Raw genomic sequence first — 20,909 nt, forward strand, 5'->3', positions numbered from 1 at the left:
GCCATGGGCTTGCATTTGAAAGAAGGCGCAGACGACGATCTGGCCGAGAACCACGAAATCAACGTCACGCCGTTTATCGACGTGATGCTGGTGCTGTTGATCATCTTCATGGTGGCCGCGCCATTGGCCACCGTGGACATCAAGGTTGACCTGCCGGCCTCCAGCGCCAAACCGGCGCCACGGCCAGAGAAACCGGTGTTCCTCAGCGTCAAGGCTGACCAGCGCCTGTTCCTCGGCGAAGACGAGGTGAAAGCCGAAGCACTCGGCGCCACGCTCGACGCCAGGACCAAGGGCAAGAAAGACACGACGATCTTCTTCCAGGCCGATAAAGGCGTGGATTACGGCGACCTGATGAGCGTGATGGACAACCTGCGCTCCGCCGGTTACCTGAAGGTAGGTCTGGTCGGGCTTGAGACGGCAGTCAAGAAATGATCACGACGCGCCATAAGCTGACGCGTTACAGCGGGAGCCTGGCCGTGGTGCTGGGCGTCCATGCGCTGGCCATTGCGCTGGCGGTGAACTGGACGGCGCGCCCACCGATCGAGCTGCCACCGCAGGCGATGATGGTCGAGTTGGCGCCGGTTCCGGCACCGCCACCGCCGGCACCGCCGAAGGTCATTACGCCGCCGCAGCCACCGGCCCCGGTGGAAGAGTTGCCGATCCCGAAACTGGCGGAAGTGCCGAAGGCCGAGATCGCCGTGCCGAAACCGGTTAAACCCAAGCCCAAGCCGCAACCGCCCAAGCCTGTGGAGAAAAAGCCGGAACCGCCGAAGGAAAAACCGTCCGAGGAAAAACCGAGCGACGCACAACCGACCCAGGCACCGACCGAGAAGTCCGCACAGCCAGCTCCGGGCCCATCGCCCGCGCAGCAGGCCGCCAAGGCCAGTTGGCAAGGCACTCTGCTCGCTCACTTGGCCAAGTACAAAAAGTACCCGGCCAGTGCGCAGTCACGGGGCAAGGAAGGGCTGAACCGCTTGCGTTTCGTGGTCGATGCCGAAGGCAATGTGTTGTCGTTCGAACTGGTGGACCGCTCCGGCAACGCTGATCTGGACCGAGCCACCCTGGAAATGATCAAGCGCGCCCAGCCGCTGCCCAAGCCACCGGCCGACATGCTGAACAACGGCTCCATCGAAATTGTTGCTCCGTTTGTTTACTCGCTGGAAAAACGCCGGCGCTAAACAACACACGAACCCTGTAGGAGCAGAGCTTGCTCGCGAAAGCGGTATGACAGCCAACTAAGATGTGGGATGTGATGGCCTCTTCGCGAGCAAGCTTTGCTCCTACAGGTTCTGCGGCGACAACAAGACCTCCTAAAAGGCACCGAAAGGTGCCTTTTGCATATCCGCCAGCGGCAAACGCGCATTGCCCTGTGTCACTCAACACACTCTCTCTGATAACGTGCGTCTATCGATTGCAGCCGGTATGCTTGGCCCGCAACTTCATGGACGCTCGCTATGACTCTTACAGAATTACGCTACATCGTTACCCTCGCCCAAGAGCAGCACTTCGGCCACGCGGCCGAGCGTTGCCACGTCAGCCAGCCGACCCTATCGGTGGGCGTGAAAAAGCTTGAAGACGAACTCGGCGTGCTGATTTTCGAGCGCAGCAAGAGCGCCGTGCGCCTGACTCCGGTCGGCGAAGGCATCGTGGCCCAGGCGCAAAAAGTCCTGGAACAGGCCCAAGGCATCCGCGAACTGGCCCAGGCCGGCAAGAACCAGCTGACCGCTCCGCTGAAAGTCGGCGCGATCTACACCGTCGGCCCGTACCTGTTCCCGCACCTGATTCCGCAACTGCACCGGGTCGCCCCGCAGATGCCGTTGTACATCGAAGAAAACTTCACCCACGTGCTGCGCGACAAACTGCGCAACGGCGAGCTCGACGCGATCATCATCGCCCTGCCGTTCAACGAAGCCGACGTGCTGACCCTGCAGCTCTACGACGAGCCGTTCTACGTCCTGATGCCGGCCCAGCACCCGTGGACCCAGAAAGAAACCATCGACGCCAGCCTGCTCAACGACAAGAGCCTGCTGCTGCTCGGCGAAGGCCACTGCTTCCGCGATCAAGTGCTGGAAGCCTGCCCGACCCTGGGCAAAGGCAACGACGGCGCCAAACACACCACGGTGGAATCCAGTTCCCTGGAAACCATTCGCCACATGGTCGCTTCCGGCCTCGGCATTTCGATCCTGCCGCTCTCGGCGGTCGACAGCCACCACTACGCCCCCGGCGTGATCGCCGTGCGCCCACTGTCGCCGCCGGTGCCGTTCCGCACCGTGGCCATCGCCTGGCGCGCCAGCTTCCCACGGCCGAAGGCCATTGAAATCCTCGCTGACTCCATTCGCCTGTGCTCGGTGGCCAAGCCACAAGCGCCGGTGGTGGCCGGTTAAGTCGCTGCCATGACCGAGTTGTCGCAAGTGTCGGTGACGGCACTCAAGGGTGTCGGTGACGCCATGGCCGAGAAATTGGCCAAGGTTGGCCTGGAGAATCTCCAGGACGTGCTGTTTCACCTGCCGCTGCGCTATCAGGATCGCACTCGCGTGGTCCCGATTGGCCACTTGCGACCGGGACAAGACGCGGTTATCGAAGGCACCGTCAGCGGCGCCGACGTGGTCATGGGCCGACGCCGCAGCCTCGTGGTACGGATCCAGGACGGCACTGGTGGCCTGAGCCTGCGCTTCTACCATTTCAGCAACGCCCAGAAAGAAGGCCTCAAGCGTGGCACGCGGATTCGCTGCTACGGCGAAGCGCGGCCCGGTGCGTCGGGGCTGGAAATCTACCACCCGGAATACCGCGCCATCACTGGCGACGAGCCGCCGCCGGTGGATGAAACCCTGACCCCGGTCTATCCGCTCACCGAAGGCCTGACTCAACAACGCCTGCGCCAACTGTGCATGCAAACCCTGACCCTGCTCGGCCCCAGCAGCTTGCCCGACTGGCTGCCGACCGAACTGGCCCGGGACTATCAACTGGCGCCGCTGGCCGATGCAATCCGCTACTTGCATCACCCGCCCGCCGATGCCGACGTCGATGAACTCGCCCTTGGCCATCACTGGGCGCAACACCGCTTGGCTTTCGAAGAACTGCTGACGCATCAACTGTCCCAGCAGCGCCTGCGCGAAAGCATGCGTTCCCTGCGCGCCCCGGCAATGCCGAAAGCCACCAAGTTGCCGGCCAAGTACCTGGCCAATCTCGGCTTCACGCCGACCGGCGCCCAGCAACGAGTCGGCAACGAAATCGCCTACGACCTCAGTCAGCACGAACCAATGCTGCGGCTGATCCAGGGCGACGTTGGCGCGGGCAAAACCGTGGTCGCCGCCCTCGCCGCGTTGCAAGCGCTGGAGGCTGGTTATCAGGTCGCATTAATGGCGCCCACCGAGATTCTCGCCGAGCAGCACTTCATCACCTTCAAGCGCTGGCTCGAACCGCTGGGCATCGAAGTCGCGTGGCTGGCCGGCAAGCTCAAGGGCAAGAACCGCGTCGCGGCGCTGGAGCAAATCGCCAACGGTGCGCCGATGGTGGTCGGCACCCACGCCTTGTTCCAGGAAGAAGTGAAATTCAAGAACCTGGCACTGGCTATCATCGACGAACAACACCGTTTCGGCGTCCAGCAGCGTTTGGCGCTACGGCAGAAAGGCGTTGGCGGGCGGATGTGCCCGCACCAACTGATCATGACTGCCACGCCGATTCCACGGACGTTGGCCATGAGCGCCTACGCCGACCTCGACACCTCGATCCTCGACGAACTGCCGCCCGGCCGGACCCCGGTCAACACCGTGCTGGTCACCGATACCCGGCGCGTCGAAGTGATCGAACGGGTGCGCGGTGCCTGTGCCGAAGGGCGCCAGGCCTACTGGGTTTGCACGCTGATCGAAGAATCCGAAGAGCTGACCTGCCAGGCCGCGGAAACCACCTACGAAGACCTCACCGCCGCCCTCGGCGAGTTGAAGGTCGGGCTAATCCACGGGCGCATGAAGCCTGCCGAGAAAGCCTCGGTCATGGCCGAATTCAAGGCCGGCAACCTGCAACTGCTGGTCGCCACCACGGTGATCGAAGTCGGCGTCGACGTCCCGAACGCCAGCCTGATGATCATTGAAAATCCGGAACGCCTCGGCCTGGCGCAGCTGCACCAGTTACGCGGTCGCGTCGGCCGGGGCAGCGCCGCCAGTCACTGCGTGCTGCTTTATCATCCGCCGCTGTCACAGATCGGTCGCCAGCGACTGGGCATCATGCGTGAAACCAACGATGGTTTTGTCATCGCCGAAAAAGACCTCGAACTGCGCGGCCCCGGCGAAATGCTCGGCACGCGCCAGACCGGCTTGCTGCAATTCAAGGTCGCGGACCTGATGCGCGACGCCGATTTGCTGCCCGCCGTACGCGATGCGGCCCAGGCGCTGATGGAGCGCTGGCCGGACCACGTCAGCCCATTGCTTGATCGCTGGCTGCGTCACGGGCAGCAATACGGCCAAGTGTGAGCACCGTCGCAGTTTCTGGACCATGGCTTTAAACAAGCTGGTTATACTCCAGCAATTGTTTCAAAAACGGATACACACCATGACCGAAGCTGCCCTCGTCCCCGAAACCCCGCACGCTCCGTCTGTTATTCGGCTGCTGCTCGGCAAGCTGGGTATCGCCTACGAAGAAGTCCTCGACCATCACGGCCTGAACGCCGCGCGTAAAGTGCAGGCGGTTTTGCTCGACGATGCTGTCGGCGCGCTTATGGTGCTGTTCCCGCAGAGCCAATTGCTGGACCTCAATCGCCTCGCCGAACTGACCGGCCGCCGACTGACCGCTGTCTCGACCGAACGCCTGGAGAAGATGCTCGGCAAACACAGCCTGAGCCTGCTGCCCGGCCTGCCGGCGCTCACCAGTTCGCCATGCCTGTACGAAGAAAGCTTGCTGCGCGAACCGAAGTTGCTGATCAACTCGGGCGAGCCGAACGTGCTGCTGGAAATCACCAGCGAAGCCTTCAAGAGCATGCTGACCAAGGCTAGCGCCGCCAACTTCGGCGAAGCCTTGACCAGCATCCGCCCGAACCTCGACCGCCCAGACGACGACCGCGAGGAAATCACCCAGGCCGTCCAGGCGTTCACCGCGCGACGCATCCAGCAACGTCTGGAAGCCACCATCGAAATTCCGCCGTTGGCCGAAACCGCGCAGAAAATCATCAAACTGCGGGTCGACCCCAACGCCACCATCGACGACATCACCGGCGTCGTCGAAACCGACCCTGCCCTGGCCGCACAAGTCGTGAGCTGGGCCGCCTCGCCGTACTACGCCTCGCCGGGAAAGATTCGTTCGGTGGAAGATGCGATCGTCCGCGTGCTGGGTTTTGATCTGGTGATCAACCTCGCGCTGGGCCTGGCCTTGGGCAAAACCCTGAGCCTGCCCAAAGACCACCCGCAACATACGACGCCGTACTGGCAGCAATCGATCTACACCGCCGCCGTCATCGAAGGCCTGACTCGCGCCATGCCCCGTGCCCAGCGCCCGGAAGCCGGCCTGACCTACCTCGCAGGCCTGCTGCACAACTTCGGCTACTTGCTGCTGGCCCACGTCTTCCCGCCGCACTTCTCACTGATCTGCCGCCACCTGGAGGTCAACCCGCACCTGTGCCACAGCTACGTCGAGCAACACCTGCTGGGCATCAGCCGCGAACAGATTGGCTCGTGGTTGATGCGCTATTGGGACATGCCGGATGAATTGGCTACGGCGCTGCGCTTCCAGCACGATCCGGGCTATGACGGCGCGTATGCCGAATACCCGAACCTGGTGTGTCTGGCGGTGCGTTTGCTGCGCAGTCGCGGGATTGGCTCCGGACCGGATGAAGACATCCCCGATGCGCTGCTGGAGCGTGTGGGGCTGACTCGCGACAAGGCTAACGACGTGGTCAGCAAAGTCCTCGAAGCCGAAGTGCTGCTGCGCGAACTGGCTTCGCAGTTCACCCAGGCTTAAAAGCTTCGCGGGCAAGCCTCGCTCCTACAGGGATCAACGAAACCCTGTAGGAGCGAGGCTTGCCCGCGAAGAATCCACTTCGGTCTATCTGAAAGACCTCAAGCCTTAGGTTTAGCCTTCCTAGGCTTCAAATACTTGGTCAACCCCTGAAACCAGATCACCAACGCCGGGTTGCCCTTGATCTGAATCGACTTGTCCTGAATCCCCGTCATAAACGCCAACTGCTTGTTCTTCGCCTGCATCGTGGCAAAGCCATACGCCGCGTCTTTAAAGGCAATCGCAAACGCCGGCTCGGCATACACGCCGGACTTGCTGGTAATGCGCTGATCCTTCACCAGGAAATGCCGCGCCACTTTCCCGTCCAGGGTCTGGAGTTGAAACACCAGTTCCTTGTCACCCAACTGCTGTTGAAATGCAGGATTAGTCCGGCTGGCCTTACCCATCAACAAACCCAGCATCCACAGTAGAAAACGAAATTTCATGCGCACAGCCTCAAAAGAAATGAACGGCCGGCGCAGTGTAGCGGCTTCGGGGGATGACGACACTATTGGGTTGTGTTTGAAGAAGATGATGCAGTTTTTGGCGCCAATGACTGCCAAGTCACGTTTTTCAACTGACGATATGATCGCCTCCACGGCCCACTATCAACGATTGATGGGCAACTGAAAACGCATCCGCTGCCCACATAGATCCAGGTCTTCTCGGAACAGACCGTAAGCCATCTCACAATGGCCAGCCACGTAGTGCTGCCAAACCGGGTCAACCAACGGCTCGCCGCCTAACCGTTCCGCCGCGGCCTCCATCGTCATGGCGTTGTCTTTACCCACCATCGCCAGGGTCGCGTTGTAGAACCCATCGTTGGTCATCCCGGTCTGCAAATACATCAATTCGTTCAGCCGGCCATTGGTGGTGTGCAGCAAACAGGACCACTTTTTGAGTGCCGCCGCCTCACCCGCCTCAGCCTTTTGATAAAGCGTTTCGCAGTATTCTTCCTTGAACTTCACCCAACTGCGCTGCACATCAACCAACAACTGCCTGTCGTCCGGGGACAAGCTGGCCAGTGCTTTTTTGTATTGATCGTTCAATGCAGCGTCGAGTGATTCGAAGGTTTGCTGGCTGCAGATCAACCAATCAGGCGTCTCAAAACTGTCGAGATTGCAGTTAGGCTGGGCGAAAACCGGGGACATGGACGCCGCAAGGACCACGCCTGCGAAATTCAAAAACACCTTTTTGCATCCGTTCATTCCACCGCTCCATCACTACGCTCAGCCACTCGCGCAGGAATCTTCGACGCCTTGCCCGCGTCGGTCATCAACGAGGCGTACTGCTTGTAGGCCTGCGCCGCCAGCGCTTTATTCTTCAGGCCCCAGTAACTGTCGGCGAGGTTGAGATAGGCCACGGTGCGGGTGGGATTCCTGGCGATCACTGCGTTCAACAACTCAGTGGATTCTTCGTAGTAGCCGGTTTCACCGAAGAGAAACCCCAGGTCGTTGGACCAACCCTGCATCTGCGCGAAGTCATACTTTTGCGCTATGTAGCTATCCGGATCGCATTGGCCTGCGTTGTTGTACATCAGGAAGCTTCCCATCAACTCCGAGACGGCCTCGGTCTGCCCTTTTCGATACAGCGCCAACGCCTTGTCGAGCTGTTCCGCGACGTCCGTCATCATCAATTTTTTGTAATCGCCGCCCGCTTGAATGCGCAATTCAGACAACTGCTCAAACAGCTTGCGGCCATCGAAAGACGCCAAGGACATTTCGCCGATCAGGCTTTTGGGTACTTCTTCAACACTGACAACCGAGTGATCACAGGACTCGTTGTTGACCACCTGCAATACATGTTTCAGCTCGAACTGCCTGGTGTTTTTGTTGTAGCGAAACACCAGGTTGAAGTTATAAACGGCGTTATCTTCTTCGTTGCTGACCAGCACAAGGGCGTTCCCGGCTTCGGCAGAAGGCTGCTTGACCGACACGGAGTCACCTTGCATATCGATGACTTTCAGCACACCCGCCGGGTTGCTGATGATGTGGACGCTGAAGATATCGCTCATGGCCGACGAGTATTGGCTCTTGATCAACGGCAATGCCTTGGCGGTATCCAGCAGGATGTCGTTGCCGGTGCTGTGTTCAGGTGTGATCTGCAGGCGACGGGAGTCTGCACCGGCTTCACCGGACAGCACAGACACGTTTTGACGGGATGCATCGCCCAATAAACTGGCCTGTTGCTGCTTGATCACCGTTGGCGGGTTGGCAGTGGAGCTCGGTTGCGCGACTTCACCCGTACTCAGCGAAGCCGTTTCTTTCAAGGGAAGCGCGCAGCCGGAATCACACGCCATCTTCAAAAACTCAGGCTCGTCCGTCCCCTCGAACACATAAGTTGCCGCGCCATTGCGTTGCCCGTCGCTGTACACCGGCACACTGACCGCCAGCGAACCGGCCTTCGAAGAGGCCGGAGCTTGATCCGCAACTGTCACCACGCTGGCTTCAACGTCCTTGCAAAGGGTGTCGGAGGCCGATTCCAACAGTCTCTGCCCCGCATGCGGACCCAACTTCCCGCTGACCGCACGGCAGTCATAGCCATGCCAGTAAGGGCCCGATTGCATCGAGATATGCTGGGAAAAAATATAGAGATGGTTCAGGACGACTTCTTTGCCGTCATAACTGAAGACCACCCAACGGCGAGATTTAGCGGAAGAGTAATTCTCACTGTCCAGAATGTACTGTCTGCCGGATCGATACAGCGCGTTGGTAAACATCGCGCCGGTATATTCCGCGTCGTCGAACAGTCGCTTTCCTGAGCTGGCATCTAAAATATAGCCGTCTGCATCCATGGCAACGGAACAACCGCCGGGCGCCTTGCCGTAAGGCTCACAGAGGGTTGCATGCGGGAATACAGACTCTGCGGCACCCGCGCCGCCAAAGTTCAATAGTGCCATCAGGAACATTGAAATCTTCAAGGTAAACAGCTTCACCACTGACACCCCTTCTCAGCAGAAGTCTCAATCAACGGGTGATGCTCAAACTCAAACCGCTTCTTGGTTTTGGCATTGGTGTACGACATGCCGTAAATCAGCGCACCTTGACGAACCATGACGTATTCACCGGTGACGGCGCCGCCAACGACTTCGACCCAGGTGGTGGTGAATTGAAAAGGCCGGCCCTCGGCCATTTCTTCTTGCTCGGTACTTTTGAATACCAGCGGGATCGACTCTTTGGACGTCCCATACTTGGCCCCCGCCCCGCTCCACTTGGCGGCCTCATCACGGTAGATCCTGAACTCCAGTTTTATGTCCTTGCCTTCCAGGGATCGAAAACAGTTAATTTCCGTTTCCACTTCGCTGTGAGCGAATACGGGGAAGGCCAGCAACATCAGCATCAATAACTTTTTCAAAGACAACTCCTTTGTTTTGATTAGTCCCGCACTCTTGCATCCAGCCAGATCAAGGCTGCCCATAAGTAATCTTTTTTACCGCCGGACTTTCCTCGCGAAAGTCTTTCGCGGTCACGCCGTAGGCTTGGATCAACGCTTCAGGTGAGCCTTTGGAGCAAAACGATCGGTAAGCATTGCTGTAGGCATACATTTCCAACTTGCCCGCCGTTGAGTAATAGCCGTGCCATTCCGGGCAAGCGTTACAACCACCGTAACCACCAATGGCGACCAAACTACCCTTGGTCCCTTTGAGGCAATCCATCGCCACCACCACATTGGCCAACATCGGCGTGGTTGCGCCGTCCGTGGTCAATTGGGAAACCCGGGCAATTTCGCGCCGGAGCACTTTGCCGTTGATGTTGATGGTCTGGTCGGAGCACACCGGGAGCAGGTGGTCTTGATCGTCCTGCACCGTCACCGACCGGCAATACGAAATCAATGCCACTTCCACGCCACCGCACTGCATGACGTCGCGTTGGGTATAGGCATCCGGTGGGGCGGCAAAAACCGCCAGTGCGAACAGCGCTGAAACGCTGCCCACGCAAAAACGCTGAATCATGGAACAAGTCCTCAAGGCACTAACCCGCATGTTTTCCGCTTAGGAGTCAGTGATTTTCAACAACCGGAATTCGTTGTTCACAAACTCGTAGTAGCGAGTCCGGTCGCGATTCTTCAGCCGTTTACCCTTCAGGTCTTCTTCGGTGTCGACGGTGATGCCGGAGACGATGATCAAGTTGCTGTCGGGCTGGTAAGACAGCGCCAGCAAGTTGCCGTCGTAGGCATTGGGCAGCCCCGTCGCGACCTCGCCCGTCTGCGCGTCCAGCACCTCGACACACAGGGCGCTGCCGCCACAGCCAGCCTTATGCAGAACGTAGTGCCCGGCGAAATTGACCTTGCCGGCGAGGGCTTGCGCGCGCGCTTCATCCATCCATTGGTTGCTGTTTTCCTGTGGCACCGGAGCGTGGTTTGGACCGGTAAACACTTCGGTGACCTTGAAGTCTGTGAAGGATGGATCGGAGGCGAAAGACAAAGAGGCTGCACCCGCCAGGACGCAGCCTAATAAAATCGACAGTCCTTTCAAGTTGTAACTCCTCAGCAAACTGACTATTCCCATTGGCAACCTTTCTCCAAAGAGACTTCGGTGGGCGTATACAAAAATCCGTATTCCTTGCCGCTCGACTTATTCGTGTAGCTCATCGAAACGATCATCCCGCCCTGGCTCACCATTTCGTATGCACCCGTCACCTTTCCCTCAAGCACTTCAGACCATGTCCTTGTGGTCTGCCATGGCCTGTCCGGGCTCACTTCTTCAGATTCGCTGTCGGTTAAAACCAGAGGAATCGCCACACCGGAGGAAGCGTACTTAACAAACCCACCGTGCCATTTGTTCGTTTCGTCGTAATAGGTTCGCAGCTCGAAATTCACCGGGCTCGACTCACCAGTCCCAAAACAATAGATTTCCGACACCACCTCGCACTGAGCCGTCAACGGCAGCACGCCAATCACCAACAGCAGCCATCCTTTCACTTCAAATCCCTTGAAATAACCCGCCTTCAAATCGAAAAATCCTGCACTTCATCCAGCCCCCAACACCCCTCAAAACTGAACCGGTAAATCACCTGATAACCCGTATCCGGCTTTTGCAGTTTCACCGTCGCCGACGTGTCGCTCTTGTCCACGATCTCTAGCGTCAGCCCTTGCGTCTCACGTGCCTTCGCCTCGGGGATCAGCGGGAATAGCAGCTCACTGCGATCCAGCAACGTGCTGACCTGCTTCGGCTCAGGCTCGGCATCCACCGTGATCAGCTTTTTCATCGGAACGTGGGTGAAGGCTTTTTGAATGGCCGGGCTTTCCATGAAGTCGGTTAAAAACGCTGAGAAATCCTGCGAAGGGCAAGCCAACGCCTGGGCGTGTTCGACAGGCTCCGGCATCAGGCAGGGCTTGGCCGGATCAACCCGTATGCCTTGAGCGCTCAACTGCTCTGCGGTCGTGCGTGAATCTTCGAGCCCCTTGTTGGCCGCCGCCAGGTAACAAGCCAGTGCCCGTTGCGAATCCTGAATGCCCAGGGTGCCACGTTGAAAGGCACTGCCAAGGTCGTTGAGCGCATAAGGCGCACCTTGCGCTGCGGACCTTTTCAGCGCCGCCAGGGACTTTGCCGGGTCGGCGCAAGGGCGCGGGTCGCCATACTCGCCTTCGTCGCAATAAAACCCGGACAGCGCATGGCTGGCCTGGGCGAGCGTTCGGGAACCTTGCGTATAAAGTTCGAGGATTTTGCTGTTGTCCAAGCGCGGCGCCTGCCCCGAGAGGCTGACTGACGCGGCAGCATAGGCAGCCTGGTCGTTACCTTGGGCGGCACCGTCCAGGTAACTGTCCAGGGACGAAACATACAATTGCACATCGGCCGGATACCCCGACTCGTTCGTCAGCTTGTCATACAGCGCGCCTCTCTTCAGGGCGCGAGCACCCGGCGCAGCGCGCAGTTCCCCTTGTTGCGCGGACAGCACTTTTTCCAGGGACCAGTCTTCGACCCGCACCAATTTCCAGCAGTCGCCGAACTTGAACGTAAAGACCTTCAGCACCTCGCCTTTGCGGTCGCGGACGAACACATAGTTGGGCAACTTAACCTCCAGGCTCAGCCCGGATTTGGCGATGTAATCCGCGGACAATTCGACCAACGAGCGCGGCGCCAACGTCGGCACCTGCCGTTGCACCACCCGGGGTTTCGACCCGGTGGAGACCACCGACAACTCCATCACCGGCGAAGCGACAAAGGCTGGCTGCGTGTCCACATTCGCCGTGAACGCTGTGATGAACGCCGCAAACTGCGTGCTTGGGCACTGCGTAGCACCCGGCTCCACCGCAAGCGCAGCCGACGATATCACCAACGCCAACAACGCCAGATACCCACGCTTCAAACCCGCCACACGAGAATTCCTTTTCATCAAAAACCTACTTCACCAACGTCAGTTCACCATCGCGATACAACACCTCACACCCCAGCCACGCCACGTCGACTTGAGGCAGCACCGCCGAAGGTTTGCGCAGTTCACGCAACAAGGTCGAGCCGTGGGACAAGCGCCCGCCCATGCGCGCAATCACCGCCCGCGCGGCCTGGTAGTGCGCGTGGCGACCGGGGTCCAGAGTGTCTTCGAGCAAAATGTCGTCGCCCAGAATGCCTTGCACTTGCCCCGGATAAATCATGAAACCCGTCGCCTGCTCGGTGCCTTCGCGACCGTCCTGCCAGAAGCTGCCGTCGCGGCTGCGAATGTCTGGATGCGGTGCAAACCAATGCGCTCGATCCGCCATCGGCATGGCGTGGTGCAGACGGAAGAACACCCGCATCAGGTTGTCGCGGTACCACTCGCGCACTTGCAGGTAGTAACCGCGCAGGCCCGGCAGGCCGGTGGAATGGGCGACGCGGATAAGCCCGGACCATTGCGGGAAGGCCTGCAACGGCAAGTCAGTCGGTGCCGGGCGCGGTGTGGCTGGATCGGTTTCCCAGGGCAATCGATGCGGGCTGTTTTCAAGGTCGTCGTAAGCGGTGGGCGGCCGGCCCAGCAGATCGCCGCCGCTGCTGGCCAACGAGGTGGCGATGCACAGGTTGCCCTGGACCACGAACACATAGAACCGGGTGAACCAGTCGGCCAGTTGTTGGCCATCGGCACCTTGCGCGATCAGTCCGGACAGTTCTTCGTCGAAGCGGCGCAAGCGCTTTTCCAACGTCAACAAATGCCCGCGCGCGATACGCTGCATGCGCAGGAACAACGGCAACGAACGCAGCATTCGCAGCGGCCGCCAAGGCAGGTGCGGTGTCGCGCCACCAACCTCACCGGCATAGCTGCTGGCGGAAATACCCCAGTCGGCCAGACGCGCGAGAAACAGGTCGTTGTTGATGTATGAGGCGCCGCCGAACACCGCAGTAAACGGCTCGTTATCCTGCAACACCCGCGAATCCCAACGCGCCATGATCGCCGGAATACTCGCCGCCGCACGTCGTTGCGCGTATTCCACGAACACGCTCGGTTGCGGCGGCAGAATTTCGGCGATGTTGGCGGCGGTCAGGTGCCGGCGCCAGCCGTAATCACTGATCGGTCGGTATTGCAGCAACCAGAGTTGCTGGCCGTCCCAGGCCCATTCGACGTCGCCGGGCACGTAGTGAAAGACCCGCAACACGCCTTGCAGAAAGCGCCACAACAGGTCCGCCGTCAGGCCGTCGGACGGCTTGAACGTGTCGCTGCTCCACGAATCGCCGAGGCGGGAAATGATCGCTCGCTCGGGACTCACCTGACCATCGGCCAGCGACTCAAGATGACCTTCGACCCATTCCAGCTCCACCGACAGGTGCCGCACAAAAGCGATCCCGGACACCTGCGGCGTGATGAAGCGCTGCACCACCACTTCTTCCACGCCCGCCGCGCTCAACTCGGCAATCCGCGCCGGCACGTTGGCCGTCGGTTCGCGCAGGAACGTGGTACTCAACCCGGCATTAGCCGCATCAGCCTGATCCTCACCGTAACTGGAAGAACGCACGGCCCACGTGGCGTCCGGCTGGCTGGCGAGAAACGCCGGCAAACGCAAATCGTCGCAATCGTTGAGCGACAGCGCCGGCGGCACCGCTTGCCCGGCCAACTCGGCCAGACGCAAGCGACCGCCCTTGGTGTGCGCGACGAATCCGCTTTCGCCCGACTCCAGCCACGTGGCGAATTCGGCCGGCGCGTCGATCCACGGGTAATGGCCCCAACCGGTTTTCAGGCTGATGGTCAGATCGGCGCGGGCCAGAATCGCCGACCACGCCGCAGCCTGGGCGATGCCGAGCACGTTGTCCTGATCGCCCCATACCAACTCGACCGGATCGGTGATCCACTCCAGCAGGGGCAACGCCGTGTCGGCCCGCACCAAGTCCCAGTGCGGCACAAACGCGCGACAGCGCGCATACCCGGCGCCCATGCGCTGGTACTGCGCGGACGTCCACGTCTGGTTGGAGAACTTGTGCGCGAACACCGCAGGTTTGTTCGACAGCAACCAATGAATGGTCTTGCGAATCGGCAGCGGCGACATCAGCGCCGGCAGCCGTCGTTGCCACAAAAATGCCCCGACCGGCGCCAGCAACACGCTGCGGCAGAAGTGCCCCGGCTGACGTTGCAGCGCGTGCAACACCAGCAACGCATTGACCCCGACCGCCATGATCGCGCTGCCTTCAACCGTCATCGCCAGCAACGCTTGAGCGTACGCTGTGAGGTCTTCGCACGGCGCCTGTGGGTTGTCGCCGAAGCCCGGCAATTCCAGCGGCACCACGTGGTAGCGCTGGAAGTGCGGCAACGCGTCATCCCACCATTCGGCGGCGCTGCCGTTGCCGGCCAGCAGGTACATCACAGGCTTGCTCATGGACAGTCCTCAGGCCAGGTCGCGCAGGGCAGCGTCGAGGGTCGGGTAACGGAACGTGTAGCCGGCCTCGGTCAATCGGCTCGGCACCACCCGCTGACCGTCGAAAAATAACTGCGCCATTTCGCCGGCCAACGCGCGTACCGGTGCTGCGGGAATGTGGAACCACACGGGGCGTTTCAGGGCTTTGCCGACGCTGGTGGCGAACACGGCCTGACTCACCGCATCCGGCGCCACCAGGTTGTACGTGCCGCTCAAATTGTCGTCGTCGAAGGCACGGGCGATCACTTGAATCACATCGTCGCGATGCACCCAACTCATGATCTGCTGGCCATCGCCCATGCGCCCGCCGAAACCCAGGCGAAACGGAATCAGCAACGGCAGCAACGCACCGCCCGGACCGAACACCACGCCCAAGCGCAGCACCACTTGACGCACGCCAAACTCGGTGGCCGGTCGGGCGGCGGCTTCCCATTTGGCGCACAACTCGGCCATGAAACCGTCGCCCTTGCTCGCGCCTTCATCCAGGTTTTCGCTGGCATCGCGCACGCCGTAGAAACCGATGGCCGAGGCCTGCACCCACAGCGCCGGTTTGTGCTTGGCGTTCTTCAGCCAGGTCATCAGCGCTTCGGTGGTGTTGACCCGACTGGCGATCAATTGCGCCTGACGCTTCTCACTCCAGCGCGGCCCGGCGACCGGCGCACCCGCGAGGTTGATCACCACATCAAAGGTTTCGTCGTAGCCGAGTTTGCTTAGCGATCGCACGCACCGGGCGCGGCCATCAAACAGATACGCCGCCTTCAGCGGATCACGCGCCAACACGCTGACCGTATGACCAGCGTCGAGCAATTGATTGACCAGCACTTCGCCGATAAACCCGGTGCCACCGGTCACCAGCACGCGCTTATAGGCACCGCCCGCGAACGGATTCGACGGTTTGCCTTCGCGCTGCATGCGCAACGCGGCCAAGCCATCGCGAATGCCAGAGGCCGTCACGCCAATGGCGAACAACGTCAGCAACCAGCCGCGCCAGCCGAAATCAATCGCGGTCAGGCCCGTCGGCAGGCTCGCCCACTGCGCCAGTTGCACGCCGTATAGCGCAAAAAACGCCCCGCCATTCACCGCCAACACGGTGTGCATGATCCGCTCGATGGCCGGCAGTTTACGGCTGCGATCCTCGACCACGAAATCCCACAGCGTCAGGCAAATCTCCAGGGCAAACAGCAGCGCAATCACAATCGCCCACGTGCCCTGAAACGCCAGATGCGCCATGCCCAAAAACAGCACCCCGTAGAAACACGAACGCAACGCGTGGATCGACAACTCCAGCCGCGCACTGTGCCGATACGGCAGCGCGACCGTCAGTTCGTGGTGATAAAGGGTATCCAGTGCACCCAGAATGGCCTGGGCAATCAGCAGCGCGACCGCCCAATCCAGAAGAGAAAAATCAGGCATGGTCGGCGTCACTCGGTGTGGTGTTTGAAGAGGCGGTGCGGCGATCGTGGCGATAGAGCCAGATCAGCGGCGGTAACAAAGTTAGCAGTGCAAAGCCGTCGATCCACAGGTTCACCCAGAGCTGCGCCGTCAGGGAAAACCACATGTCCTGCGGCGCCCACAGCACGATGCCGGCGATCAACCAGCCCCAGGCCATGGGACTTTTCAGGCGATTGCCGATGCGCACGAGACCGAGCATGTAGAGCGAATAACTTTGCAGCGTGGCGCCGAACACGGCGAGCCACCAGAGTTGTTGCTCGCGGGCGGCGCGCGGTGGCAGGTCCGTCCAGAAGGCGTAGTCGACGTTTTGCAGGTAGACGTCGAGCCATCCCGAAGGGCCGACCCAGGTCAGCACGATGCTGACCAGCAGATGCACCAGCGCGGCGGCGGATAGCCAAGCCACCAGGGCTTGGCGAAGGGTATTTGAGGGGACTGGCATTCCGTGTCCTGAGGGCTTCCTTGAGGGGCGCAAGTCTAAAGGAAATCGGGGACAGATTTATTTATTAATGGCAGTGGTTAGCGCCCACTAACAGGCCGAAGTATCCATCAGCAACCACCGGCATCGCCGCATTGCACCCAACCCCGAATCGCTTTGCCCTTGGGGGTTTTGAACAGGATCTTGAGCCAACCCGCCTCAACCCCTTCCTGCAACACCGAATCGCCCTGGATCAAATACATCTTCGTCACGTCGGCTAAAACCGGCGAACTGTAGATGGAGGTCTTCTTGTTGATTGTGAGCGTTACTTTGTCTCCCGCTGCCCAATGTTTATAGGCTGGGGAGTTGAGTTTGGCGACGATGTCATCAGCGGTTTTATAGGGGAACGTGTAGACCAACTCTTCCGACTCGGCATCGCGCGCGATATCGCCGCCATTGCCAAAGTAATTCGACAACCGCTCATTCCGCACATAACCCGTCGCCGTAGGGGAATACGCGTGAACGGTGTAGTACTCGCCCAAATAATTAACGCCGGTATAGGCTCTGATTCCGACCGCATGAATGATGAAAAACATCGGCGCCGCATCGGGTTTCGCCTGGGCCAGGAAAGCCGCTTGCACGCGCCCGGTGGCCGCCAAGAATGGCAGCCCGCCGATGTTCGTCGTTGTACCGTCGGCGCAATTTACAAAATCGACGTCGATGGCCTTTTCGTCGGGGTCTTGGGACTCGTCTTCGGGCAGTTTGGTGTAGTTGAAGACGATAGCGCCCGAGTCAGTTTGCAGCGCTGGGAAGGCTTCACTTTTTGGTGGTTCGCAGGTAATTCGGGCGAGGAGTTCTTTCAGGCTCGATACACCCTCTTCATAAAAGGTATTGCACTGCGAAACCACGACAAAACCCTGGGCTGTTTCGGCTTGAAGTGTGTTGCAGGTTAATGAAAACCCTTCAACGTCATCCGGGCCAGGGTAGATAACGTTCTTCATGTCCAGCAGCGTCCAGCCTTGCTGCTTCATTAGCGCTTTTGCTGTGGGCGCAGCGTCCGAAAATTCCTGGAGTTCTTCAGCGTGAGGCACTTCGATCAGCTTGTTGTAACGCCGCGCACTGTCGATTCCGACAACGGCCAAAATGTCCGGCAGGTTTTTCCCGGAGACGACGAAGGTGGGGAGGTTTTCGAAGACGTTGGTGGACTCAGGTTTGTTGCGGGGCACGAGTTTCAGGATGTTCACGCTCCCTTCTTGAGCGCAGTTCGCGACCTTCAGATCTGTTTGCGGGACTTCGAACGGGCAAGGTGAGTCTTTAGCGAATGCATGCACGCTGCCCAGGAACAGGCTCAGCAGGAAAGCAGCTTTCAGTACTACTCGGTATTTGTTCAATAAACAATCCATGTCGATCACTCAAAAAGCCCCTTGTTTAAGCTGTGTGGTGGCTGCGTTTAAAAGTGTCGGATCATCCGCTTACATTGCCTGCAAAACCATCGGATATTTCCTTCGATACGTGGGGGTGTTCGTGAACTAGGCGGGCTGCATTCATAGGGATAACCTTTCTTCGTCACCGCAAAATCGGTGACTCGAACGTGCAAGTTCGGTGGGATACACAATGGTTATGGCAATTCGTCGTGCGTTTTCCTATGCTCGCGAACCGTTATGGCAGTTGTGTATGGGAGACCTTCGGGTCTGCCGGATAATCCCGCCGGTCTTGCACACCTATGCACAGCTGCCACCTCTTTCGAAGCGCAAGCGAAACGGTGTCGGCTCCTTAATTACGGGATTACTTCTATGATCAAGCCAACACCGAATCCACCAGACGACTTATCCACATCCCCCTACGAATCCCTCGATTCCAGAAAACTCCACGAAGCCGCCGAACGCGCCCTCGACTACCACCTCGGCCCAAACCCGGACGCGAAACCCAAATCCAAGCGCCGCAAAGGCGCCCTATTCAACGCTAACCTCGACCTTCACATCGAAACCCTCCTGGCCAACGCGTCCGAAGACCTGCTGTCCATCAGCGCCATCGCTGCGAACTTGGCCGACGATGTGGAAGGCACCCGCCGCTCGGTAGCCTTGGCGTTGAGCCGACTGGCGGACGGCGTGCATTTATTGGTGGAGCGAGCGCTGGATCAAATTGATGCGCCAGACCCCGGGGGACACCGGGCCGCCGCGTAGTAAAAGTACGAAGGGGACTTAATGTCCCCTTCTTGCTGCGGCTCAATGCGATCAGCCAGCCCCAACCTCACACGTACCATCCTGAAGATTAGGCATCATGTTTTTCCCCTTCGACAGATACCAATCAGCTAGCTCGCTGCTTGAGCAAAAAGCGTTTTTCTCAGCATCGAAATACAGCGCCACGATGTGGTTCACCATCGCGCCACGGTTGGGCAGGAAAACCTCCAACTCGAACACAACATCCGGCAGCGCAGCTTTCCTGTCGGATTTCAGCTTCGGCGGGCCTTTAAACTTGCAGGGCACGTTCGAAAACACCTCGCCCAGAACACCGCCCTGATAGGTATGAATCGAACAACTGCCTATCGCGTCCTCATACGCCACCGCCCCGACAACACTCCCCTTCCAACTCACCGAACCGTTTGGTCTCAGGCGAAGCTCCTGCGCCGAGATATGATTTTCCAATTCGATGGCGGCGACCATGGCAGCGGGCAATGAAGGTTCTATTTTCAAGCTGGAAGGCGCGGCGCTAACGGGCAATGCAAATACAGAGATGAGTGCGGAGAAAATAAGAAATCGCATGTTGGTGCAGCCCTTTTCAAAAGAAAAACAATGGGATTTTTCATGCACAGAAAATTGATAATCGCCACACGTAAACTTTTAGTAATTCAACCGATCATCAACTAATAAATAAATCTGTTCCCTTTTAGCCATGTCTATACCCGAAGGTTCGAGCATACTGGGCAAATGGTATAGCCTGAATGCACCATCAGGCCCTTTATATTCTATGTCGGTCCACCCGCCATGCTGATGCCAGTTTTTGAATTGCAGCAAACTTCCATTGGCGCCGGTAATATCCAGCGGAGCCTGGACTTCATCCGCAACACAAGCCTGGATGAATAACAAAGCGAGCCACGCAGTTGCGTGGAACTTATTAAACATTTAAATCTACCTTTTTTGCATCAATGCGGAAAAAGGACAAGTTTTTGAATCTTCCATGTGCATTGGGTAGTTGTAAGGATAACTAGGCGTGCCGGGTAGAACCCCATTGGCCGAAACACGTACCTGATCACAAGGCAAGAAATGGACTTTCAGGCTTCCGGGGATGTCGTATTTTGGAATTTCAACGACGACGGTGTGGTGTGAGTAACGCCGCTTTTGCTCCGCCATGCGTTTTCTCCAAGCGTCGGAGTAAGGCGTTTCAACCCACGTGCCGTAGGCGTACGGCTCAGGATCAGCCTCCCACTCAACAATCGCCCTCAAACCCGGCACCCAAACTTGCGGCACCACTCCACAGCACACCTCACTGCCACCACCTTGATGCGGCCCAACATTCCCACCACCAGCTCCGTTGACGCTAAACCAATTGATCGCCGCGGAGGTGTGGTTGTAACCGGTCACTGATGTACCGAGCATTGTTGGGCCTGTCTTGCAGGCATCCAATGCCAACACTCCAACCATCAACAGGCCAACCTTGGCGCAACCGTGACTCATGAACCAGGACATACCTTCGGCTCCTCCATATTCATTGGAAAGTTATATGGGTAGCCTGGCTCTCCGCGTTTAATGTTGTCAGCGGATACGCGAATTTGATCACACGGAAGAAAATGCACTTTTAAAGAACCTGCGACTTCATACCTCGGAATGTCGACAGTCACTGTGTGGTGCGTATATTTAGCTGCGTGCTTTTTTAACTCTGCACGAAAGGCGTCCGTACCAAGAGGAGGCCATTTAGTTGATGATTTTGAATTAGGATCCGCCTCCCACTCAACAATAGCTCTTAATCCAGGAGTCCATACCCTTGGTATAACACCACAACAAACTTCGCTTCCTCCACCTTGATGCGGCCCAACATCCCCCCCCCGGCGCCGTTGACGCTAAACCAGTTGATCGCCGCGGAGGTGTGGTTGTAACCGGTCACTGACGTACCGAGCATTTTCGGTGATGTGCTACATGCAGACAGCACAAACAGGCTGATTAGCAGCGCAATACTTCTCGTCGTTAAAACCAATTGCGCCGCTCCCTCATCCGGTCGTTAGTTCTTGTCCAGAAACCTGAGC

22 protein-coding genes and 1 pseudogene are annotated in these 20,909 nt (G+C 58.8%); 7 read left to right on the top strand and 16 right to left on the bottom strand.

The annotated features are described in order from the left end of the window. Window positions 1–3: 3 nt before the first annotated feature. The 5 genes from exbD (at window position 4) to ACA071_RS30965 (ending at window position 5,949) form a co-directional block, all read left to right on the top strand. Window positions 4–432, top strand: coding sequence for a TonB system transport protein ExbD (gene exbD, locus ACA071_RS30945; protein ID WP_008150131.1), 429 nt, complete (start codon window positions 4–6; stop codon window positions 430–432). Further along, window positions 429–1,178, top strand: coding sequence for an energy transducer TonB family protein (locus ACA071_RS30950; protein WP_497642464.1), 750 nt, complete (start codon window positions 429–431; stop codon window positions 1,176–1,178). Before exbD ends, ACA071_RS30950 begins: the two co-directional genes overlap by 4 nt. A 276-nt stretch (window positions 1,179–1,454) precedes the next feature. Continuing rightward, window positions 1,455–2,384, top strand: coding sequence for a hydrogen peroxide-inducible genes activator (locus ACA071_RS30955; protein ID WP_497642465.1), 930 nt, complete (start codon window positions 1,455–1,457; stop codon window positions 2,382–2,384). A gap of 9 nt (window positions 2,385–2,393) precedes the next feature. Continuing rightward, window positions 2,394–4,469, top strand: coding sequence for an ATP-dependent DNA helicase RecG (recG, locus tag ACA071_RS30960; protein ID WP_497642466.1), 2,076 nt, complete (start codon window positions 2,394–2,396; stop codon window positions 4,467–4,469). Between the two features lie 79 nt (window positions 4,470–4,548). Next, window positions 4,549–5,949 (top strand): aminoacyl-tRNA deacylase and HDOD domain-containing protein, encoded by a 1,401-nt coding sequence (locus ACA071_RS30965; protein WP_497642467.1) that lies wholly within the window; start codon window positions 4,549–4,551, stop codon window positions 5,947–5,949. A 98-nt stretch (window positions 5,950–6,047) separates the two neighbouring features. On the opposite strand, the gene ACA071_RS30970 is transcribed toward ACA071_RS30965, so the two are convergent. From ACA071_RS30970 to ACA071_RS31025, 12 genes are all read right to left on the bottom strand, one after another. After that, window positions 6,048–6,431 carry a helicase gene (locus ACA071_RS30970; protein WP_201190491.1) on the bottom strand — a complete coding sequence of 128 codons (384 nt, stop codon included), beginning with the start codon at window positions 6,429–6,431 and terminating at the stop codon, window positions 6,048–6,050. Between the two features lie 162 nt (window positions 6,432–6,593). Continuing rightward, the gene (locus tag ACA071_RS30975; RefSeq protein WP_497642468.1) at window positions 6,594–7,193 is read right to left on the bottom strand and encodes a lysozyme inhibitor LprI family protein; all 600 of its coding nucleotides are present in this window, start codon (window positions 7,191–7,193) and stop codon (window positions 6,594–6,596) included. Further along, window positions 7,190–8,920, bottom strand: a complete 1,731-nt coding sequence (locus tag ACA071_RS30980; RefSeq protein ID WP_497642469.1) for a tetratricopeptide repeat protein — start codon at window positions 8,918–8,920, stop codon at window positions 7,190–7,192. Before ACA071_RS30980 ends, ACA071_RS30975 begins: the two co-directional genes overlap by 4 nt. Further along, window positions 8,917–9,339 (bottom strand): hypothetical protein, encoded by a 423-nt coding sequence (locus tag ACA071_RS30985; protein WP_497642470.1) that lies wholly within the window; start codon window positions 9,337–9,339, stop codon window positions 8,917–8,919. Before ACA071_RS30985 ends, ACA071_RS30980 begins: the two co-directional genes overlap by 4 nt. Window positions 9,340–9,388: 49 nt before the next feature. After that, complete coding sequence (locus ACA071_RS30990; RefSeq protein WP_497642471.1) at window positions 9,389–9,937, bottom strand: hypothetical protein; 549 nt, start codon at window positions 9,935–9,937, stop codon at window positions 9,389–9,391. A gap of 39 nt (window positions 9,938–9,976) precedes the next feature. After that, complete coding sequence (locus tag ACA071_RS30995; protein ID WP_497642472.1) at window positions 9,977–10,459, bottom strand: hypothetical protein; 483 nt, start codon at window positions 10,457–10,459, stop codon at window positions 9,977–9,979. Window positions 10,460–10,482: 23 nt separating this feature from the next. Then, entirely contained in the window at window positions 10,483–10,935 is a 453-nt protein-coding gene (locus tag ACA071_RS31000) for a hypothetical protein (protein ID WP_497642473.1), read from the bottom strand. Then, complete coding sequence (locus ACA071_RS31005) at window positions 10,932–12,302, bottom strand: tetratricopeptide repeat protein (RefSeq protein ID WP_497642474.1); 1,371 nt, start codon at window positions 12,300–12,302, stop codon at window positions 10,932–10,934. The genes ACA071_RS31000 and ACA071_RS31005 overlap by 4 nt, the downstream gene beginning before the upstream one ends. Window positions 12,303–12,327: 25 nt before the next feature. Beyond that, entirely contained in the window at window positions 12,328–14,763 is a 2,436-nt protein-coding gene (locus tag ACA071_RS31010; protein WP_497642475.1) for a PEP-utilizing enzyme, read from the bottom strand. A 9-nt stretch (window positions 14,764–14,772) separates the two neighbouring features. Further along, a complete protein-coding gene (locus ACA071_RS31015; protein WP_497642476.1) occupies window positions 14,773–16,215 on the bottom strand; it encodes a TIGR01777 family oxidoreductase in 1,443 nt (480 codons plus the stop codon). Continuing rightward, window positions 16,208–16,693, bottom strand: a complete 486-nt coding sequence (locus tag ACA071_RS31020; protein WP_497642477.1) for a cell division protein — start codon at window positions 16,691–16,693, stop codon at window positions 16,208–16,210. Before ACA071_RS31020 ends, ACA071_RS31015 begins: the two co-directional genes overlap by 8 nt. A gap of 107 nt (window positions 16,694–16,800) precedes the next feature. Further along, entirely contained in the window at window positions 16,801–18,072 is a 1,272-nt protein-coding gene (locus ACA071_RS31025; RefSeq protein ID WP_497645411.1) for a hypothetical protein, read from the bottom strand. Between the two features lie 390 nt (window positions 18,073–18,462). Here ACA071_RS31025 and ACA071_RS31030 point away from each other — a divergent pair, with 390 nt between their 5' ends. Then, window positions 18,463–18,852, top strand: coding sequence for a DUF6124 family protein (locus ACA071_RS31030; protein WP_497642478.1), 390 nt, complete (start codon window positions 18,463–18,465; stop codon window positions 18,850–18,852). A 51-nt stretch (window positions 18,853–18,903) separates the two neighbouring features. Here the strand turns inward: ACA071_RS31030 and ACA071_RS31035 are convergent, their stop codons facing one another. After that, window positions 18,904–19,332 (bottom strand): hypothetical protein, encoded by a 429-nt coding sequence (locus ACA071_RS31035; protein WP_497642479.1) that lies wholly within the window; start codon window positions 19,330–19,332, stop codon window positions 18,904–18,906. Between ACA071_RS31035 and ACA071_RS31040 the strand changes: the two genes are divergently transcribed. Beyond that, window positions 19,331–19,489, top strand: a complete 159-nt coding sequence (locus ACA071_RS31040) for a hypothetical protein (RefSeq protein WP_497642480.1) — start codon at window positions 19,331–19,333, stop codon at window positions 19,487–19,489. The two genes, ACA071_RS31035 and ACA071_RS31040, sit on opposite strands and share 2 nt — an antisense overlap. 20 nt (window positions 19,490–19,509) lie before the next feature. Here ACA071_RS31040 and ACA071_RS31045 read toward each other — a convergent pair whose 3' ends face one another. The 3 genes and pseudogenes from ACA071_RS31045 to tli1a (ACA071_RS31055) form a co-directional block, all read right to left on the bottom strand. Further along, on the bottom strand, window positions 19,510–19,791 hold the full coding sequence (locus tag ACA071_RS31045) for a hypothetical protein (RefSeq protein WP_497642481.1): 282 nt from the start codon (window positions 19,789–19,791) through the stop codon (window positions 19,510–19,512). A 6-nt stretch (window positions 19,792–19,797) separates the two neighbouring features. Next, entirely contained in the window at window positions 19,798–20,355 is a 558-nt protein-coding gene (gene tli1a / locus ACA071_RS31050) for a Tli1a family immunity protein (protein WP_497642482.1), read from the bottom strand. Further along, window positions 20,340–20,660, bottom strand: a pseudogene (gene tli1a / locus ACA071_RS31055) (Tli1a family immunity protein); the annotation flags it as partial. The pseudogene tli1a (ACA071_RS31055) and the gene tli1a (ACA071_RS31050), both read right to left, overlap by 16 nt. Window positions 20,661–20,909 lie beyond the last annotated feature (249 nt).

The organism is Pseudomonas sp. LBUM1646 (assembly GCF_059716165.1).

Coding starts and splice junctions, on each gene's coding strand:
- exbD (WP_008150131.1), top strand. CDS start 4: ATGGGCTTGCATTTGAAAGAAGGCGCAGACGACGATCTGGCCGAGAAC.
- ACA071_RS30950 (WP_497642464.1), top strand. CDS start 429: ATGATCACGACGCGCCATAAGCTGACGCGTTACAGCGGGAGCCTGGCC.
- ACA071_RS30955 (WP_497642465.1), top strand. CDS start 1,455: ATGACTCTTACAGAATTACGCTACATCGTTACCCTCGCCCAAGAGCAG.
- recG (WP_497642466.1), top strand. CDS start 2,394: ATGACCGAGTTGTCGCAAGTGTCGGTGACGGCACTCAAGGGTGTCGGT.
- ACA071_RS30965 (WP_497642467.1), top strand. CDS start 4,549: ATGACCGAAGCTGCCCTCGTCCCCGAAACCCCGCACGCTCCGTCTGTT.
- ACA071_RS30970 (WP_201190491.1), bottom strand. CDS start 6,431: ATGAAATTTCGTTTTCTACTGTGGATGCTGGGTTTGTTGATGGGTAAG.
- ACA071_RS30975 (WP_497642468.1), bottom strand. CDS start 7,193: ATGAACGGATGCAAAAAGGTGTTTTTGAATTTCGCAGGCGTGGTCCTT.
- ACA071_RS30990 (WP_497642471.1), bottom strand. CDS start 9,937: ATGATTCAGCGTTTTTGCGTGGGCAGCGTTTCAGCGCTGTTCGCACTG.
- ACA071_RS31010 (WP_497642475.1), bottom strand. CDS start 14,763: ATGAGCAAGCCTGTGATGTACCTGCTGGCCGGCAACGGCAGCGCCGCC.
- ACA071_RS31015 (WP_497642476.1), bottom strand. CDS start 16,215: ATGCCTGATTTTTCTCTTCTGGATTGGGCGGTCGCGCTGCTGATTGCC.
- ACA071_RS31020 (WP_497642477.1), bottom strand. CDS start 16,693: ATGCCAGTCCCCTCAAATACCCTTCGCCAAGCCCTGGTGGCTTGGCTA.
- ACA071_RS31025 (WP_497645411.1), bottom strand. CDS start 18,072: ATGGATTGTTTATTGAACAAATACCGAGTAGTACTGAAAGCTGCTTTC.
- ACA071_RS31030 (WP_497642478.1), top strand. CDS start 18,463: ATGATCAAGCCAACACCGAATCCACCAGACGACTTATCCACATCCCCC.
- ACA071_RS31040 (WP_497642480.1), top strand. CDS start 19,331: ATGGCAGCGGGCAATGAAGGTTCTATTTTCAAGCTGGAAGGCGCGGCG.
- ACA071_RS31035 (WP_497642479.1), bottom strand. CDS start 19,332: ATGGTCGCCGCCATCGAATTGGAAAATCATATCTCGGCGCAGGAGCTT.
- ACA071_RS31045 (WP_497642481.1), bottom strand. CDS start 19,791: ATGTTTAATAAGTTCCACGCAACTGCGTGGCTCGCTTTGTTATTCATC.
- tli1a (WP_497642482.1), bottom strand. CDS start 20,355: ATGTCCTGGTTCATGAGTCACGGTTGCGCCAAGGTTGGCCTGTTGATG.